The organism is Psychrobacter sp. 78a-MNA-CIBAN-0178, from assembly GCF_040309625.1.
Taxonomy (GTDB): Bacteria; Pseudomonadota; Gammaproteobacteria; order Pseudomonadales; family Moraxellaceae; genus Psychrobacter; species Psychrobacter okhotskensis.
Genome location: NZ_JBEOOZ010000003.1, coordinates 190,601 through 209,932 on the forward strand (window position 1 = coordinate 190,601; position 19,332 = coordinate 209,932).

The window sequence follows — 19,332 nt, forward strand, 5'->3', positions numbered from 1 at the left end:
ATTCAGGTACAAAAAAGGCGAGTAAAGATTTATAGGCCATCATTCAAGCGAGATTAACACCGTAATGCTTTGAGAATGGAGCTCCAGTTGTGTTAAACCAATTATAGCGCTGGTTTATTGACGATATATCTAGGGCGTGTCCTCATTTTAAAAATGGTCATAAAAATGAGATAAATTGCCCTCAAACGAGGAAAATAGCGCAAATAATATCGGGATATTAATCAGCAATTTGACGATGTTTGGCAAAATTTAGCCATTTTTAGCCCATGTAGATACAATCGCTTGAATTGAGGACACGCCCTAGTAGTTGATACATATTATCGACACAGAATAGCATTTTCGCTATTGATAGTTATCATTAACTATTTCATATTGGTAGCTAACTTTCGCTCAGTTATTTATATTTTGATTCATTAGTTTTTGTAGAGCATCAAACGTATATTTCTAATGGTCAGCAATGCTTGTTTTATCCTACTTTTTTTTGACTCAAGAACAGTGCTTTGAGTCGAAATGATGTTGTGATAGACGTTTATAAGTTTGTTTACCAATAGGTTTTTAGTTTTTAATAGCATGGTTATATAATTAATGACATTGTTTGTTTTAAAAGGGTTTTGATTTCCCGTTAATTGATTTAAACCCCTGATCTTAAATAAGATGCTTTCTCAATATAATTTTTTTCTGAGTTTTACCCCATTTTCCAGTTAGGTTTTACCAAGGAGACAGTCATGGCAGTTGGCTTATTTATTTTGGCAGTAATCATACAGTTAGCCACGGTTTTGGCCATATTTTTGCTGTCTTTATCGCGCGTCACTGGTAGTATAGTCGCCATTATTGCTGTGGTCGTGACCGCTATTATCAGTCCATGGTCGCTCATTTTGGGCATACCGATATTGCTATTGTGTCTGGTGCTGCTTGTCGCGCCTCTGCGTCAGTCACTGCTGACCAAGCCTGTTTACAAGGCACTTGCGGGTGCCATGCCTAGCATGAGTGATACGGAACGTGAAGCCCTAGATGCTGGTACTAGCTGGTGGGAAAAAGAGCTGTTTATGGGTGCACCGAACTGGGATACCTTTGCCAATTATCCCTATCCACAGCTCTCTGCAGAAGAACAAAGCTTTATCGATAATGAGGTAGAGACGCTGTGCGCCATGATTGATGAATGGAAAATCCATCATGATGATAAAGAGCTGTCTCCTAAAGCATGGAAATTCATTAAAGAAAACGGTTTCTTAGGATTAATCATTCCGAAAGAGTACGGAGGTCTTGAATTTACCTCTTATGCACAAAGTCGGGTGATGAGTAAAATCGCCTCACGTTCGCCGACCGCTGCTGTGACCTGTATGGTCCCGAACTCGCTCGGCCCTGGTGAGCTGCTCATGCATTATGGTACGGATGCGCAAAAACAGCGTTGGTTACCCGGTTTAGCCAAAGGCGAAGAAGTGCCTTGTTTTGGTCTGACTGGCCCCGAAGCAGGTTCTGATGCTGGCGCGATTCCTGATACTGGTGTGGTGTGCTACGGAACTCACGAAGGCAAGCAAATGCTTGGTTTGCGCATGAATTTTTCTAAGCGTTGGATTACCTTGGCCCCTATCGCTACCGTGGTTGGCTTGGCCTTCAAAATGCACGATCCTGAAGGTTTGCTTGGTGACCCCAATAAGACCGATTATGGCATTACTTGTGCGTTGGTTCCTGCCAGCCACGAAGGGGTCATCACAGGACCTCGTCATAACCCCATCGGCTCGCCATTTATGAATGGTACTGTCGATGGTACAGACGTCTTTATCCCGTTGGATTACATCATCGGTGGCGTTGAAAACGCTGGACGCGGTTGGCGCATGCTGATGGAATGTTTGGGTGTGGGCCGCGGTATCTCCTTACCAGCGTTATCTACCTCAGCCAGTGAGATGACTTATCTGTCTGTTGGCGCGTTTGCCAAGGTTCGTGAACAGTTCAAAATCTCAGTCGGTAAATTTGAAGGCGTGCAAGACGCTACGAGTCGTATGGCCAGTAATACTTATATGCTAGAAGCCTTTCGCCACTTAGTTACCTGTGGTCTTAACCAAGGTGGTACGCCATCAGTAATGACTGCAATGGCAAAATACTATGCGACAGAAACCATGCGTAGTGTGGTCAATGATGGTATGGATGTCGTTGGTGGGCGTGCTGTGCAGATGGGTCCACGTAACTTTTTGGCCATTCCTTATCAGTCCATTCCGGTATCTATTACCGTAGAAGGCGCGAACATATTGACGCGTTCATTGATGATATTTGGTCAAGGGGCTATGCGTTGTCACCCGTATCTATTTGACGAATTACAACTTCTACAGAGCGAAGACAAAGAATCGGCGCTCAAAGAATTTGATACGTTGTTCTTTAAACATTTAGGCTATACCTTTAATCGCGGGGCAAAAGCCTTTATCGCAGGTTATGTCGGTGGTAGCAACGATGCGCCAAGCTTTGTCGATGACTTTACTCGCCCTTATTACAAACATATCAACCGCTTAAGTGCCAGCTTTGCCTTAACAGCAGATATGGCATTAGGATTATTGGCAGGTGACTTGAAGCGCAAAGAGATGCTCTCTGGCCGTTTGGCAGATATTCATGGTCATTTATTCATTGCGACGGCTATCTTGCAGTTTTATGAGCATGGCAGCAAATCAGAAGCCGAACGTTTACATGCCGAGGTCGCGCTACAGAATAGCCTCTATACCATTCAAGAAGCCTTTGTTTCTTTCTTTGCCAACTTCCCGAATCGTATGGCGGCTGGTGTTGTGAGCTTTGTGACATTCCCAAGTGGTCGTATCTTTACCCCAGCGAGCGATGAGTTAAAAACCAAACTGGGTGATGTCTTTATGGATGATCATGAAGCCAACCCGTTCCGTGATTACCTCAAAACCATGGTCTATTATAATACCTTACCTGATGATGTCAGCGGTCGTATGGAGCACGCTTATCAGACGCTACTTGAAGTCGAACCATTGTGGCAGAAGTTCAAAAAAGCGGAGCATAAAGACAGCTTCGAAGGCTTGACGTTCGAAGATCATGTGGTCAATGCTAGTCAAAGCGGTGATATCACTGAAGAAGAAGCGGAGCAACTGATTAGATATAATGGTCTACGCTTCGATTCATTATTGACAGATGTGTTCGATGAGCATCTTGAGGTAGCACAAGAGCGTGAAAACCCTCATAGCTTAGAAAATGCTGTGCACAAGCTGACTGATTATGCGCAACTAAAAAATGATGCCCAAGCAAGAAATGGCACAGCGACCAATAATACGGTTGCAGCGGCGGATACTCAAGAGCAAACGGGCGATGCCAATCCTGATCACGGCTATGAAAGTGATGGCGATGTAAAAATGGTAGATGAGCAAAATACTGTCGAAGAAATACGCGGGCAAGCGGATTTTGATGAGTCTAATCCAGAGGCAGAAGCGCTAGATCCTCGTTATCGTGACGCCGAGTCGACTCTGAATCAGCGTATGAGCTACAATCATAGCCTTGATAAAGCAGACTCTGATTTGCCTAATCATTCAGACTTAACCTCGACCAAGACAATAGCCGAAAGAGCCGAGGAAGCCAAGGACAGTAAATGGCAAGATGGTCTCCGTCGTGATGAAAACGATAAAGCTTAAATGGTAATCAAAGAGGCTTATGTTTAAAGGGGCTTATGTTTAAAAAGACTAAGGTTGAAAGAAATTAGGGTCTGTTGAACGTCACTTAAAAATACTGACAAGCAACTATTTATAATCAATATGACTTATACCTACTAATCTCACTTAACCTTGAACGTTAAATTGCTATTTAAATCAACCATATCACTTAAAAAAGCGAGACCGTCTACTTCAGACGGTCTCGCTTTTTTCACCTCAAATAATTACCGATTATATTCATAAAAACCCATACAAATCTTCTCAATTTTACGTCTTTTTGAGCACGAAAGAATAAATGAAACGGAAAAAATCGCTAATGTCACGTTATTTAAATCATAAAAAAATCTTGCAGTACCCTTAACAATTATTTTATATTGTCAAAAAGTCTGACACTAAGTAACAAATTAATATAGACGTAACAATATCAGACGTTGAGACAACAATCATAAATGTATTGATTTATTGCCGTACTGACTACTGAGCGTTGCATATAAAAGGATAGAGGTTATGTGGAAAAATATGGGACTAACGGGCAAGATTATTGTTGCCATGATACTCGGTATCGTACTGGGTTTATTTATAAACTATTCAGGGCTAAACGCTGAAGGCAGTTTTGTTAATACGTACATTACCAATGGCTTCCTTGCCATTATCGGTAAACTGTTCGTGAACTCGCTCAAAATGTTGGTTGTACCTTTGGTGTTAATCTCACTGATTTGCGGAGTTTGCGGGATTGGTGACATCCGTTTGCTGGGTCGTATTGGTACCAAAACCTTTATGATCTATATGATGACGACAGCATTAGCCATTGCGACAGCCATTGGGCTGGGTATCGTATTTGGCATAGGTAAAGGCATGAATGTCGAGACCGCAGCAGAATTTGAAGCAGCCTCTGCGCCACCTCTGCTTGATGTATTCTCCAATATTATCCCATCTAACCCCATCAGTGCGATGGCAAATGGCGATATGCTATCCATCATCTTTTTTGCCGTCCTAATCGGTATTAGTATCTTAATGGTTGGTAAGCCTGCTAAAGGGTTGGTAAAAAGTTTAGAATTGATCAACGAAGTCATCTTGAAGATGGTGACTATCATTATGAATCTTGCACCATATGGTGTCTTTGCGCTATTGACCAAAGCCATGGCTGAGCTCGGCTTAGACTTAATTTGGTCATTGCTTGGTTACGTTGCGGTATTGGTTGGCTCACTGGCTTTCCATTTCTTTATTACCATGATGATTGTCCTCAAGTTATTTTCAGGCTTATCGGTCAAAACCTTTTTGGCAAAAATGCGCGAAGTTCAGATTTTTGCGTTTAGTACCTCAAGCTCGAATGCGACGATTCCGATTACCTTACGTACTGTGACCAAGCGTATGGGGGTTAATAACTCTGTCGCGTCGTTTACCGTTCCTTTTGGCGCTACCATCAACATGGATGGTACGGCTATCATGCAAGGAACGGCGACCATTTTCATTGCCAATATTTATGGTATTGATTTGGGTGTGACCGAATATCTGACAGTTATCTTAATGTCAGTATTGGCCTCGATCGGTACGGCTGGCGTACCGGGTGTTGGCTTGATTATGCTGTCCATGGTATTTGCTCAGGTGGGCTTACCTATCGAAGGTATTGGTCTTATCTTAGGCGTGGATCGTATTCTTGATATGCTTCGTACCGCAGTGAACGTCGGCGGTGATGCAGCAGTGACCGCTATTGTAGCAAAGTCAGAAAACAAAATGGACGTTGCAATTTATAACGATCCTGATGCGGGTGCCAAAGACGTGTTTGATGGTCATATCGATGAAGACAACGAGCGCGAGTTCTCAAATGTCTTTAGCGATGGCATTATGGGTAGTGAATACGATGACGTCGATCGTCGCTAACCATAATTAACCATAGTCAATCTCATAACAATTGGATACGGTGTCAGGCTCGCTTAGTCTACTACTTGTAGTACTTTCACCCACCTTTCTTGTATCTACATTAGATTGAACCGACTCTATAAAATTTGAATGCTTATTCAAATAAAAAACCTCAGTCAAATTGGCTGAGGTTTTTTTTGGTATAGTCTAAAGCATGTTTACATCAAGGAAACTAGCCAAGTACGTATTTGGTTACCATGGCTAAGCAGACCAACACAATCATCGGACGAATCAGCTTACTACCGCCTTTGACGACCATATGCGAGCCAAAATAAGCGCCGATCGTCTGTCCCACCATCATTGCCAGTCCTACTTTCCACAAGACATTGCCGCCCAAAATAAAGAAAATCAGCGAGCCAATATTGGTCGATAAGTTCAAAACTTTCGCCGCGCCTGTTGCTTCGATGATCTGACGCCCACGCAGTGCTACATTACCTAACGCAAAGAACATGCCGGTGCCCGGACCGATATAACCATCGTAAAAACCAATTAAGGGTGCAACGACTTTTTGCCATTTGCCTTCTGAGATGCGCGGTGCCGCTTCTACTTCGCCAAGCCTAGGTGCAAACAAGGTATAGATACCGATCGCGGCAATTAAGAAAGGAATGAGCTTTTCGAGCAAGTCAGGCGGTGACATCTGTACGGCGATAGTCCCAATAACCGAACCGATAAAAGCCGCAATAATGGCGACTTTGATACGTTGCGGCTTGACGACCCCTTTTCTAATCATGGTGATGGAAGCAGCCAATGCGCCTGAAGCCGCTTGTAGCTTATTGGTACCTAGCGTGAGCACTGGCGGAATATTCGCCAGTAGCATGGCTGGGATAGTCAATAAGCCACCGCCACCTGCGATAGCATCAATAAAGCCTGCCAACGCTGCCACAGCAGTGAGCATTAAAATAATCTCTAACGAGAGGGATAAGTCCATGACGCCGACCTTCAACATTGAGGATAAAAAGAGAAACAAACTTTAGAAAACAATCTGTAGAAAACAACCCTAAAAATAAAAGTGAAATCGAGAGTAAGAACACCGCAATCAAACAGGCAAAAAGCGCCTAAATAACCGCGTGCGCAAGAGCATCTGTGTGCACGTAATGCCACTCATTATAGAGATAAAAGACTAAAAAAAGCCAAAAACGTAACAAAGTCTGCTAGATTTGTCTAACAGGTTACTGAAATCTTTAAGAATAATATTTTATTGACAGCAGATTTTATAGCTTATTTCCGTCCTGCCTTTCACCATATTGCTGTTATTCCACTGTCATTTCGCTATTATTGCGAGCGTAAGATAGTTTTATGGTTTCAGTTTGACGGATTTTGTTGTCTATCTGAATGAGATTATGAGAAACTGTTAGCATCTAGCTGCGCCAGCGTCAAAGTTGCCAGTATAGACACTTGAGGTTATTGAATTATTTAGCAAATTGTATTTAGTAAATGAGGATGATATGGCAATAAAAAGAATCAAAGCATTTTTCGAATTTGAGGCAGCAGGCGGTATCGTCTTAGCATTGGCTGCCATTGCTGCAATGATCATTGCCAATACACCTCTCAACGTTTGGTACGAGGCTTTTATTCACGCCCCCGTATCCATTCGCATCGGCGACTTTGGCATTGCTAAGGATGCGCATCATTGGATCAACGATGGTCTGATGGCGATTTTCTTTTTCTTAGTCGGGCTTGAGCTCAAGCGTGAAGTCTTGATTGGTGAACTCTCTAACGTTAAGCAAATTATCCTGCCCGCTGGAGCGGCGCTGGGCGGCATGATTATGCCCGCCATTGTCTATCTGCTCTTTAACTATAATGAACCTGATTTTTGGAAAGGCTGGGCAATCCCTGCCGCGACGGACATTGCTTTTGCTTTGGGTATCTTAAGTCTTTTGGGCAATCGCGTTCCTAACTCATTAAAAGTGTTCTTAGTCTCTATTGCTATTTTTGATGATATTGGCGCCATTTTAATCATCGCTTTATTTTATACCAGTGACTTGTCATTGGGCTCTTTAGCCGTCGCTGGTTTATGTCTGCCGTTTTTATACCTCCTCAATCGTCGCAACGTGACGAGCATCACCCCATATCTACTCATCGGTGTGATTATGTGGATTGCGGTACTCAAATCTGGTATTCATGCGACGTTGGCAGGTGTAGTGTTGGCTCTATTTATTCCAATGTTTGATCGTACTGATCCTGAGCATTCGCCATTAGAAGAGCTGGAGCATGATCTACAAAATACCGTCTCTTTTGGTATCTTGCCGTTGTTTGCCTTTGCCAACGCGGGTATCTCGCTGAAGGGTGCAGGCTTCGCTGAACTGTTCCACTCGGTACCGCTGGGTATCGCTGCTGGTCTCTTCATCGGTAAGCAGTTAGGAGTTATGATTATGTGCTGGTTAATCTTTAAACTTGGCATCTCAACCATGCCACGAGGCATGAACTTTAAACAAATCTATGGTGCCGCCTTACTATGTGGGGTTGGTTTTACCATGAGTTTATTCATCGGTGGCTTAGCATTCGCAGGCGACACTCCATTATTTGATGAGCGTTTAGGTATTATCATGGGGTCAATTGTTTCTGGTATCGCCGGTTACATGATGCTCAAAGCAACGCTAAAAGAAGACATCAACAGCACTTCGGTAGATTTGACCCGTCATTAATACGATTGACGGGCAATAAGGGAATCGATAAGTAACAGATGCAAGCGATAGAGGATGGGTGTAGAGACAAATATGGACAAAAAGTACAATGGTTTGAATTCAGACACCCATCGTCAGTCGGCATCTTCTTACCAGCGTCATGGTCGTACTACTGCTATCGACGATCATAGCGACTTACAGGTTTTAAAGCGCATCAAGCGTTATTTATTACCAAAGGACTTTGTAATCTCGCAAGATTTATTAGACGAGATAGTGGCAGGCTACGATATTGGCGATCCGTTGGCAGATACTTTAGCCGCTGATGGCATTCGTTTTGCCAAACCTTTACAGCAATTCATTATTAATGATCGCAGTGCAAAATTTGATACCAATCTGATAGATAACCCTGCGTTTAACGCCTTAACTGAGCAATTCAGTGGCCATCCTGCTTGGTTCGATCCCAAGCTTGCGCACATTGGGGCAGTCGCCTATCGCCGTTATCCATTGATGCTGATTTGGCTATTACGCAACGTCGCGCTGATGGCAGGCTATAGTATCCCTGCCCTCTCCTTGCCACTCATTCAGACCGGCGCTTTGATGCACGATGCGCTGCCGCGTTTGATGCGTACCTATGCTTATATCTTAGCCGTCTCTGAACATCCACAAGTCACTGCGCACATAGCTAACGGCCGCAAGCCTATCGACCAAGTACTAGCGATTGGCTCTGAAGGCTGGCGGCAATCTATTCAGGTGCGGCAAATTCATACATTGGTACGGCAGAATTTATTAAAAGGTAAAGGCAATGCTGCTAAGGGCGTCATACCGAGTGCCGATCAGCATCATAACCCCGATGGCAGCTGGAATACGATTTATTGGGGTCTGCCCATCAACCAGACCGATATGATCGCCACCCATTTGCAGTTTTCGTTGTTGATAATGCGCGGCCTACGACTACTGGGCGCACGCATCAGTCCCGAGGAGGCGGAAGGTATTTTACATTTATGGAATCTTGCGAGTTACTGGATGGGGGTGGATTTAGAGCGCTTGCCAACAGATGAAGCAGCGTGCTGGGAGTGGTTATATACCTATTTATCCATTCAACAGCTTGACTTTAAGATGGGACAACCACTAGCAAAAGCCTTGCACGATTTGCCTCGTCAGCTGATGGGTGAAGACAATCGTCGCGGGCGCTTCGTCGAGATGGTCAATGCCAGCGTGACTCGCACTCTAGTCGGCGATGATATCGGTGATGGCTTAGATTTGCCCAAATCAAAGATACGCTTTGGCGTCTTATCTTCGGTGCCGATTCTCTTTGCTCTTGACACTGCCAGACAGCACAATCAAGCCGTAGCGCATAAGTTAGAAGCCTTCCGTGCCAAACGCCAAGACAATATGAATTGGTGGCTTAAGAAAAACGATGACTATTATAAGTAGTCATTAGAATAGGTGAAAGCATTATCAATCGCCTCGACACTCATTATAATCAATCTATAACGGATAGGTTTACTCATGGTTTTGGGTGAGAAGTTATCAGCCGCTCATTCTTACTGCCTTACGTTTTGCGCTTGTTCATTTTGGATACGGTAGTACCATTCCAATTGTCGATCAAACCCCGTTTCTAACAAACTGGCGATGACGCGTCCTGTCAACCCCCAAACCGTCTCACCATCCACTTGCCAGCTGGGCGTAAGGATGGTCGCAGTCTCCTCTTGCATCGTATACTCTATCGCATACTCTACTGTCGGCTGTGTGAGCAGCGCTTCAAAATCTGCCCAAAAGATGCGCGATATCTCACCCATCTCAGGCACCAATACCAGACCCGGCGCAATGAGCGCCACAATAGGACGGACACTCATGCCGCTTTTGGAGGTTTGGATAGGCAGTTGACCAAGTAGTTGGACTTTGTTTGGTGGTAGCGCCGTCTCCTCGCAAGCTTCACGCAGCGCGGTGATGACGTTATTGCCATCGCCTATTTCATACTTGCCACCAGCACAGGATACTTCGCCAGCGTGACTGTTCATATGAGCTGCACGGCGCGTCAAGAGCAGCTTAGGATGACGCTCATGAGTGATAGCAACCAAGACTGAGGCATCAGCTATCGGTGTCTGATACAGACTGTCTAAGATACGAGCACTGCGCGAGGTATTTTGAGAGTTGTACATCGCTGGACTGGTCACCGCGTTTAAGGTTTCATGCTGCACCCGTTCTGCCAACTGTCTCAGCGTCGGATGACGAATAAAAGTGGGTACAGCGACTGACAATTCACTAAAAGGTGCAGACTGCTTGGGTGTTGCCATTATAATTGCCTTGTATTTTTATCGGTATAAAGCCTTGTCACCATATCCTAAAATCGCTACGGTACTGCTGATATCGATATTACTTCTCACTGACTATATTTGACGATGTTTAGCAAAATTTAGCCATTTTTAGCCCATTTAGGTACAATCGCTTGAATTGAGGACACGCCCTAACTAAAAACCTAAAATAATCTCTGAATCTAGATTAGCGCAATCGCCTGTCAACTGCATGCTATTTATGTGACTGCTTATTTGTATCATCAGAATTGCTTGAGGCCGTTTGGTTAATAGAATTAGGCAACGTCACTGCAAGTGAAATGATGCGTTACTGTTATCATCATTCTGTGCCACGAAAATGTGTGCTATCTTAAGGTAATAACGATTATTTATAGCACTCTTGTGGAATGACGCTTAACCTTGAGTATAATCAATCCACCATGATATCGATACAAACAAACTGAGTGCTAGCAATTACATTACACCCCCATCCTTTCTCATCATAATAACAAGGCAGTTTATATGCGCTATTGTCTACAATGTGGCCACGAGGCTGAACGTAAAATACCGGCCACTGATAATATACCGCGTTTGGTCTGCCCGAATTGCGGCTACATTCACTACGAAAACCCAAAAGTCATCTGTGGCTCATTGGTCGTGCATAAGCAACGTGTGCTGCTATGTCGCCGCGCAATTGAGCCACAATATGGCTTATGGACGCTGCCCGCAGGCTTTATGGAAAATGGTGAAACAATGGCGGAAGGTGCTGCGCGTGAGAGCTTTGAAGAAGCGGAAGCGGTGGTCACCAATCCGCACTTATATTGTTTATATGACATCCCTGATATCGGGCAAATTTATAGTATCTACATCACCGAACTAAAAGACGGTGCTTACGGTATTGGCTCTGAAAGTCTGGACTGCGCTTTGTTCGCCGAAGAAGATATTCCGTGGGATAAGCTTGCCTTTGAAGCCGTGCGCCGCACTTTAAAAAGCTATTTTGCCGACCGTCAGCAATACGATAACCATGAGAACTTTCCCATTCATCAAGAGTTGATTGGCAAAGACCAAGCCATTAAGCGTTATTAATACAGCTTTTAAAAATACTTACCGGCAATAAAAACTGCCGCTTTCAATGTAAATATTGAAAGCGGCGGTTTTTTTATACAGTCAATAATTTGCTATGACTGATTTCACGATAAGTTAAAAACTAGCTTTTAATCTTACAAACCTTAAAGCCAAGCTCTTTAACCGCTGCCTCTTTATCATAAGGTGCTAATACTGCACGAACATGATCCTTTCCTTGCAAATATTGCTTAGCCACACGTTGTATGTCATCGATAGTGACGGCTAATATTGATGCGCGCATTTTACGTTGCCAGTCTGCACCGCGATTATGCAAATCAGCAAAACAAGCTTTGATAGCTTCGCCTGCTGGAGAGCCTGGTTTATCCATACCTGAGATAATGCCTAAGATGGCTTCTTCCAACTGCTCATCGGTTTGCGGCTCATTTAATAACCATTCGATACTGGCATCAAAATGCGCAAAGGTTTCAGCACACTGCGGATCGCGGTAGCTAAAGAACTTAAAGGCGCAAGCATTGGCATCGTAGCCTGCACCGCCACCATAAGCACCGCCGCGCTCACGGATAGCACTATGCAAGTAACCATTACGCAGATAAGGCGCTAATACCATCAAGGCAGCGGTATCAGGATGGTCAGCTGCTGGCACGGTATATGCGCTAGCATTATGATAGACATTGGTCGGAACTAGCCACGCCAAATCTTCAACATCGAGTGCCACACCACTTTCTAGTGCTTTGACCGCGTCTGTCTCGCCATTTAACGCCGCATCAAGTTGCAACTCGGCAAACTCGCTTGGGATATTGTCTTCAATACCCGCATCAGAGTTTGTGATTTTTTCCGCAATCTTTGGCGCTTGGCTGTCTTTCCAGCTATCAACGATTAAGTTACTTAAGCGTTCGGTTTGCTCGGCTTCACAGATAATAACTGCGTGCTTAGGTAAACTGATTAAACGTTGATGTAAATCCATCAAACTGGTTGCCAATTTATCCCACTGTGCATCATCCGTACTGGCATGGGCTAAGAAGTCTTTTAGCGCGTTTAGTGCTGGCAGACCGCTGCGCACATACTCTAACTGCGCTTGGCGACTCATGCCGCGACTGGCAGTTTGCATCGCATACGAATGCCCTGAACCGGCAAGGTTTGATTGCCAACCTGCTTGACGCTGCTGCAAGATTTCTTTGATACGGTCATGCTCACTAAAGACGCTATGCTCCATGACTTCTTTGAGCAAATCAATCGCTTCAGGTTTACGATTGAGCGCACGCGTTGCCACAACAAAGTAGCTGCTAATCGCTTGGCTGTCATCGATGTTGGTGCGCTGACTGATACGCGCCGTCACCCCTGATGAATGCGCCGCTTGCTTAGCTTGCATCTCATGAGCGCTTAGCGAATCCGTGCCCAGTTCTGACAATAAACTCAGGTAAATAGGCAACAATGGATGATTGATTACCTCATTAACGGGTAGCTCGCTGGTGTTCTGATTACCAATCGCATCGGTCAACGGTACAATTATTTGATAATAGTATAAACCATTGGTACCTGCCTCATATTCAAATAAGGTACTGTCTTTCCCGCTTAAAATTACTTGTTTTTGCGTGCCTTGCTTAAAGCTGATATCGGTTGGGACATCTTCTAAGCCAACTTTTGGCAATAGGCTTAAGTCATCAGGTGCTGCTTGGCGCGCTGCCAAATCTAAAGCCTGTTGTTTTAAGATAGCTTTATCATCAGCGGTCAAATCCATCGCAATGGTATCAAGACGGGTTTGCTCAGCTGCTGCAAGGCGGGCAGTTTTTTCGCTGTCAGGCGTCATAGTGACACGGACACGATGCTGATTATCGAGTAAATGAGTCTTGATTAAATTCGGTAACCACTGCGCATCTTTTACTTGCTCACGTAGCCACTGCAAATGCTCGTCAACTTCCCAGACGTCGATAGGGTTGCCATCATGAATCGCCGTGCTAAAGCCTTCTAGCATGAGATTCAAACCATACGGCATGCTATCACCACCGATATGGCGCTGATCAATCTCAATTTGATGCAAAATGGTTTCAATGGTTTCATCATCAATCGGTTTGCTCGCGACCTGTTTAAGCAAATCAATAATCCCCTGCTCTACCGCTTCGGCATGCTCAGGGTTTGAACCACGCAGACCGGTATAAAAGACCATTTCATAATGACTGTCGTCGAGTCCCAATAGCGGACTTGGCGCTTTACCAAGTGGATGGCTATCCAAATACGCGCGCAATGGCGAGCCAGCATGCTCAACCAGTACGCCTTCTAGTAGACGCAGTGCTAAACGCTGCTTTGGATCGGTAATTGATGGCAATAACCACGCCACCACATGATGGGTTTGGTCAGGACCGGCTTCGTCAGCGGTATAAGTATCGACCGCGCTAATCGGTGCAGACAGACGCTGTTCTGGACGCGAGACGTGTTTTTTGCCAGCTTCAAATTGAATCAAGGCATCTTCATGGATTTTCGCTTGCGTCTCAGCGACTGGAATATTACCAAAGCTCATAATCACACTGTTTGATGGGTGATAATGGCTTTGATGAAATTCAACCAGCTCATGATGGGTCAAGTCAGGAATATCAGCAGGATCGCCACCTGAATTATAATGATAGGTCGTCGTTGGGAACAAATGATGGGCGACCGTATGATAGAGCTGGTCAATCTCGCCACTCATCGCGCCTTTCATCTCATTAAAGACGATACCTTTAAACTGCGGCTTATCATTTTCGTCTAACTCGACACGAATGCCTTCTTGGGCAAAATCAAGCGGATGGATATTAGGGAAAAATGACGCATCAAGATAAACGGCAAGTAAATTAAAATAATCGTTCTTATTTTGCGTGGCATACGGATACGCCGTCCAATCGGCAGCCGTCATCGCATTCATAAACGTGTTCAATGAGCGTTTAATCATCGAAAAAAATGGGTCACGTACAGGGAATTTCTCAGAGCCACATAAAGCCACGTGCTCTAGAATATGCGCCTCACCTTTTGAATCCATTGGCTGAGTGCGAAAGCCAACCAAAAAGGCATTTTCATCACTCGGATGCGCCAAATGGTAATGCATCGCCCCAGTCTTAACATGCTGACTGATCAGCACATCCATCGATAGCGCCTCAATGTGGCGATGCTCAATCAGCTCAAACGCTGGATGTAGCGTTAAATCCGCAATAAATGGCGTGTCAGTCATAGTTATCCTTATAGCTTATTAGGTAAATAGCACCCTGCAATTCAGAGTAAATAGAATGGTCAAAAGGTGTGATGTATTGGTTTTTATAGTGGCAAACGCTAGTCATGAAAACAATTGGTCTAGCGCTAATAGATGGGGTTGGCAGATTGAGAAGTCAAGACAGTGACAGCAGAAAGAACAGTGCTGATACTACAACTAGGAAGCACGACACCGCAACCGTTTAAAAGTACGCCGACATTACTTAACAGCAGCCATCAGTAGTGCTATAGTTAAGACTACTTGCTACGAGGAGCACCTCATGAGTTACCAACATATTTTACTGGTCACCGACTTGTTATCTGATGCCGACACAGTGGCACAAAAAGCCAAACAGATCGTCGATAACCGCCCCGGTTCTAAGCTATCTGTACTGCACATTGTCAAAGACACCATGGTCGGTTTTGGTTATGAGTTGGTGCCCGCATCAAGCTTATATGACCAGATTGACGATGAGCGCTGCCAAGAGGCACGAGCCAAATTGGCACAATTCTTAGAGCGCAATGGCTTAACTGCCGTTAATGCCGAGGTAACCACCGCCATCTCTAGTAGCGAAGGTATCGTCAACTATTGCCATAAGCATGACGTTGATCTTCTGGTCATCGGTCGCCATGAGCGTCATGGTATCGTCGCATGGCTCAGCGGTGCCACAGCAGATAATATTTTGCCAAACGTCCCCTGTGACAGTTTAGTCGTTAGACTTGACAAGCCCGTATCAAAACGCAGCTAACCTGAACCCAAATATCGTTTTGATAAATGGTTTGTATAAGTTGATAAAAAGCGCATCGGTGAGCAATCTACGGGGCGCTTTTTTTAGCTCATTCATTTTAGCCCTAACTTATTTATTATCCTATTCAATAATATCAATAAAGGTCTGCCAAATCGGGCTTTGATGGCGGGCTTTGTGCCAAACTAGCCACCATGTGCGTGACAAATCGATACCGGCTATTTTTACTTGTACCAACTTCCCTGCTGCTAGCTCTGCCTCGATAACGTGTTGTGACAGACAGCCAAGCCCAATATCGGCACTAACCATACGCTTGATGGCCTCTGACTGTTGAATAGCCATGACCACTTTTGGATCGGGTAAGTGCTTTAGTAACTGCTCATCGATAATCTGCCGTGTCCCCGAACCTGCCTCCCTTACCAATAAAGGTAGCTGTGCCAATTGCTCGATCGTCAACAAATAACAATGCTCGTCCTTGTCATAGTTGACCAATCCTGCCAACCATTTGCTATGGTGTTTAGCAAATACCATCAAGGTATCGGTGCGCCACTCTCGCTGCTCGATGACTTTTATATCAGTCGGACGCGGCATGCCTTCGACCACAGCAATATCGATGTTTAATTGCTCAACCTCGCTGACCACCTCTTGCGTATTAGCAATGTAGACATCGACATTGGCATCCGGTAGCACCTCATATAGCTTGGCAAGTAGCGGCGGCAATACATAGTTGCCGATGGTGGTACTCGCACCAATATGAATCTGTCCTGCTTGATATTTATGATAATGCTCTAGCGTTAATGATTGCCCCAAGATCGCTTGCGCTTGTACATACACGGGATGGGCGTTGGGATGTTGGTTAAGCCTGCGCCCGACCCGTTCAAACAAGGGCATTTGCAACCTTGACTCGAGCTCAGTCAACGCGCTACTCACCGCAGACTGTGATAGATGCATCTCTTCACTGGCACGGCTGGTGCTACCTGTCTGATAAATACTAACAAATACCGCCAATTGCTTGAGGGTAATTTTCGGTAGCGTCTGCATGGGCTTTTTCATAATCTTTCTAACATCCTATACAAACTATAAATTTAAAAAATCACTTAATATTAAAAACCAATTATTAACCTACTTTTTCGATAGCTTGTATCTTATTAATCTGTTTTTATTATAAATCAGCTTGGCTTATACTGTCTATTCATAAGCTTATGCTTATTTTGATTATCAATAATAGGATGCGTACGCTATGCACGCTTTTGCCCAATCAGTGAATCATTATGTTCCAAACAACCGACATTTGGCAGGGTTGTTTGTCGTGCTGAGCGGTAGTGTATTTTGTCTATGGTTAAATACGAGTCTGGCGACGTGGTCGAACGGACGCATCGTTGGTTTGTCTTCCTTAACATTGGCCATTTTGCTTGGTATGCTATTGGGCAATACCATTTATCCTCATTTAGCTGAGCGCTTGAATGCGGGAGTATGCTTTGCCAAAGGGCAAATTCTACGCCTCGCTATTATGTTTTATGGCTTTAAGTTGACGATGACCCAAGTGGCCAGTGTCGGTATGCCAGCGGTGATGGCTGATGCCTTGGTGCTAACATCGACATTTTTGCTCACTTATTGGCTGGGTACAAAATGGTTAAAGATCGATCAGCAAACCACTTTATTGATTGGCTCAGGTGCTAGTATCTGCGGAGCCGCGGCGGTGATTGCAGCTGAACCAGTTGTCAAAGCTGAAGCCCATAAAGTAACGATTGCTATCGCGACGGTGGTAGTCTTTGGCACGATTGCCATGCTGCTCTACCCTTTCCTCTATCATCTTGGCTGGTTACAACCTTGGCTGAGTGCCCAACAATACGGTATCTATACCGGCTCAACCATTCATGAGGTGGCACAAGTCGTGGTAGCCGGTAATGCGATCAGTACTGACGTTGGTAATACTGCGGTGGTTTCCAAAATGATTCGGGTGATGATGCTTGCGCCATTCTTACTGGTACTATCTTTTGCCTTAACCAAAGGCGCGGGCAAAAATCCTGAAAAACAAACCCTACTTATGCGTGCCAAACAGGTCAAAGTACCTTGGTTCGCTTTTATTTTTATTCTTATTGTGGTATTGCACACGTGGGTGCCAATGACTCAGAATTTTGAGCGTAGTATGGTTATGCTAGATGACGTCTTGCTGACCATGGCTATGTTTGCATTGGGACTCACCACCCACCTAGGCGCTATCAAGCAAGCTGGCGTAAAACCTCTTATCTTGGGTGCCATTATGTTTGCTTGGCTTATTCTTGGCGGCGGACTTATTAATATAGGGATTGCTTCACTCTAAAACAGTTACTGACTAAACACCAAAACCAAAAATGCCTACGACTATCATCACAATCGTAGGCATTTTTACTCTAAAACCTTGCTTAATGTCTTATTATCAAAGCATTTATCATAAGTCATAGGCGATAAACATAAACAATAGACGAAAAAAAACGAACCCGAAGGTTCGCTTTTTTTTCATCTTGCTCTAGTTGTCTATAAAGACAAATTAGATAGCAACGATGTTATGGGCTTGTGGGCCTTTTTGACCTTGAGTTACAGTGAACTCAACTTCTTGGCCTTCAGCCAAAGTTTTAAAACCTGAACCAGTGATTTCGCTGTAATGAGCAAAAACGTCTGCGCCAGTTTCTGGAGCGATAAAACCAAAGCCTTTAGCTTCGTTGAACCACTTAACTGTACCTTTTTGAGTATCTGACATATTGATAATCCTACTTTTTAATTTATTAATGGCCTAGTGACCGGTAACGCTTGCAAATAGCTACTGAACGATAAATATTAAAACGAAGGATTATAACTAATACTACGAGGTAATGATTTGGTGCAGAACTGCTCTTAAGCTTGGGCGTATTATAAGGGGTACATTCTAGTAGCGCAAGCCTTATCTGACATTTCGTGTAACTAAAGGTCGTTTTTTTCTATTTTTAGCCTTAATTTTATAGCTTTTTAAGCGTTTGGCAAACGGAACAAATAGACCGCAACCCCACTACACACCGTGGCTACCAGCCATGCAACCCACATCATGTCGCTGGGTAAACGATAAAATAACATTGCTGTCGATAACGCCATCATAATTGTCGCCAGACACTTGGCATACAGCGGTACGGCATGGCGATCTTCCCAATCACGGACGAACTTCCCAAAATATTTATGATTGATCAGCCAAAAATGAAAGCGCCGCGAGCTACGTGCCCAGCAACCCGCCGCCAGTAGTATAAAGGGCGCGGTCGGCATTACGGGCAATAACACGCCAATAATGCCCAAAATAAAAAATATCCAGCCAAGCGTTACAAACGTCCAGCGCACTGTAGGGCTGTTGGATTGATTGGTCTTTGGTCGATAATAAAACGCTTTCTTTTCGGTCATGGTGATAGCTTCGTCAAAGGGATTTGTTATAGGTAAGGGTCAAGATGTTTGTTTTGAGGCGATAATAACGCTAGCAAAATTACCTCTACGACTTAGTAGAGCATGCTATAACCTTTAAAACGGCTCAATATTATTTTTGCATTTTTATGTCATTTTTGCACTGACAGATCATCATTTAATATCTCTCTCGAACCCAGCTCTTATGGTTAACAAAACAATAGTTATCCTCCATCCTAACTACTAGAATATTGTTGAACTATAAGGCATAATCCTTTTGTTACTAGATTATGTGCGATAGTAACTGTCCATACAAACAGCTCGTTTAGTTCTTAATCACTATCAAGATATTTTTTATAAAAATGCGCTCAACCGTGCACTACTCAATAAATCG

At 44.2% G+C, this 19,332-nt stretch carries 13 protein-coding genes; 7 read left to right on the forward strand and 6 right to left on the reverse strand.

The window, feature by feature from the left end:
* The first annotated feature begins 725 nt into the window (after positions 1–725).
* Together AAEY80_RS03855 and AAEY80_RS03860 are read left to right on the forward strand one after the other, a co-directional pair.
* Positions 726–3,632, forward strand: a complete 2,907-nt coding sequence (locus AAEY80_RS03855) for an acyl-CoA dehydrogenase (RefSeq protein WP_350587914.1) — start codon at positions 726–728, stop codon at positions 3,630–3,632.
* Positions 3,633–4,157: 525 nt separating this feature from the next.
* Positions 4,158–5,531 carry a dicarboxylate/amino acid:cation symporter gene (locus AAEY80_RS03860; protein WP_101212232.1) on the forward strand — a complete coding sequence of 458 codons (1,374 nt, stop codon included), beginning with the start codon at positions 4,158–4,160 and terminating at the stop codon, positions 5,529–5,531.
* Between the two features lie 211 nt (positions 5,532–5,742).
* Here the strand turns inward: AAEY80_RS03860 and AAEY80_RS03865 are convergent, their stop codons facing one another.
* Positions 5,743–6,498: a TSUP family transporter gene (locus tag AAEY80_RS03865; RefSeq protein ID WP_025652307.1), complete on the reverse strand. Its 756-nt coding sequence runs from the start codon at positions 6,496–6,498 to the stop codon at positions 5,743–5,745.
* 517 nt (positions 6,499–7,015) lie between these two features.
* Between AAEY80_RS03865 and nhaA the strand changes: the two genes are divergently transcribed.
* Both nhaA and AAEY80_RS03875 read left to right on the forward strand, forming a co-directional pair.
* Positions 7,016–8,215, forward strand: a complete 1,200-nt coding sequence (gene nhaA, locus AAEY80_RS03870) for a Na+/H+ antiporter NhaA (protein ID WP_025652306.1) — start codon at positions 7,016–7,018, stop codon at positions 8,213–8,215.
* 72 nt (positions 8,216–8,287) lie between these two features.
* Positions 8,288–9,628, forward strand: coding sequence for an oxygenase MpaB family protein (locus AAEY80_RS03875; RefSeq protein ID WP_025652305.1), 1,341 nt, complete (start codon positions 8,288–8,290; stop codon positions 9,626–9,628).
* 110 nt (positions 9,629–9,738) lie between these two features.
* On the opposite strand, the gene AAEY80_RS03880 is transcribed toward AAEY80_RS03875, so the two are convergent.
* On the reverse strand, positions 9,739–10,491 hold the full coding sequence (locus tag AAEY80_RS03880) for an NUDIX hydrolase (RefSeq protein ID WP_037025361.1): 753 nt from the start codon (positions 10,489–10,491) through the stop codon (positions 9,739–9,741).
* Positions 10,492–11,010: 519 nt separating this feature from the next.
* On the opposite strand from AAEY80_RS03880, the gene AAEY80_RS03885 reads away from it, so the two are divergent.
* Entirely contained in the window at positions 11,011–11,574 is a 564-nt protein-coding gene (locus AAEY80_RS03885) for an NUDIX hydrolase (RefSeq protein ID WP_025652303.1), read from the forward strand.
* A gap of 121 nt (positions 11,575–11,695) precedes the next feature.
* On the opposite strand, the gene AAEY80_RS03890 is transcribed toward AAEY80_RS03885, so the two are convergent.
* A complete protein-coding gene (locus AAEY80_RS03890; RefSeq protein ID WP_350587915.1) occupies positions 11,696–14,773 on the reverse strand; it encodes an insulinase family protein in 3,078 nt (1,025 codons plus the stop codon).
* 298 nt (positions 14,774–15,071) lie between these two features.
* Here AAEY80_RS03890 and AAEY80_RS03895 point away from each other — a divergent pair, with 298 nt between their 5' ends.
* A complete protein-coding gene (locus AAEY80_RS03895; protein WP_025652301.1) occupies positions 15,072–15,539 on the forward strand; it encodes a universal stress protein in 468 nt (155 codons plus the stop codon).
* 120 nt (positions 15,540–15,659) lie between these two features.
* On the opposite strand, the gene AAEY80_RS03900 is transcribed toward AAEY80_RS03895, so the two are convergent.
* Positions 15,660–16,589 carry a LysR substrate-binding domain-containing protein gene (locus AAEY80_RS03900; RefSeq protein ID WP_037025358.1) on the reverse strand — a complete coding sequence of 310 codons (930 nt, stop codon included), beginning with the start codon at positions 16,587–16,589 and terminating at the stop codon, positions 15,660–15,662.
* 187 nt (positions 16,590–16,776) lie between these two features.
* On the opposite strand from AAEY80_RS03900, the gene AAEY80_RS03905 reads away from it, so the two are divergent.
* On the forward strand, positions 16,777–17,859 hold the full coding sequence (locus AAEY80_RS03905; protein WP_025652300.1) for a YeiH family protein: 1,083 nt from the start codon (positions 16,777–16,779) through the stop codon (positions 17,857–17,859).
* 207 nt (positions 17,860–18,066) lie between these two features.
* On the opposite strand, the gene AAEY80_RS03910 is transcribed toward AAEY80_RS03905, so the two are convergent.
* Both AAEY80_RS03910 and AAEY80_RS03915 read right to left on the reverse strand, forming a co-directional pair.
* Positions 18,067–18,276 carry a cold-shock protein gene (locus AAEY80_RS03910; protein ID WP_010201661.1) on the reverse strand — a complete coding sequence of 70 codons (210 nt, stop codon included), beginning with the start codon at positions 18,274–18,276 and terminating at the stop codon, positions 18,067–18,069.
* Positions 18,277–18,521: 245 nt separating this feature from the next.
* The gene (locus tag AAEY80_RS03915; RefSeq protein ID WP_025652299.1) at positions 18,522–18,941 is read right to left on the reverse strand and encodes a YbaN family protein; all 420 of its coding nucleotides are present in this window, start codon (positions 18,939–18,941) and stop codon (positions 18,522–18,524) included.
* Between the last annotated feature and the right edge of the window lie 391 nt (positions 18,942–19,332).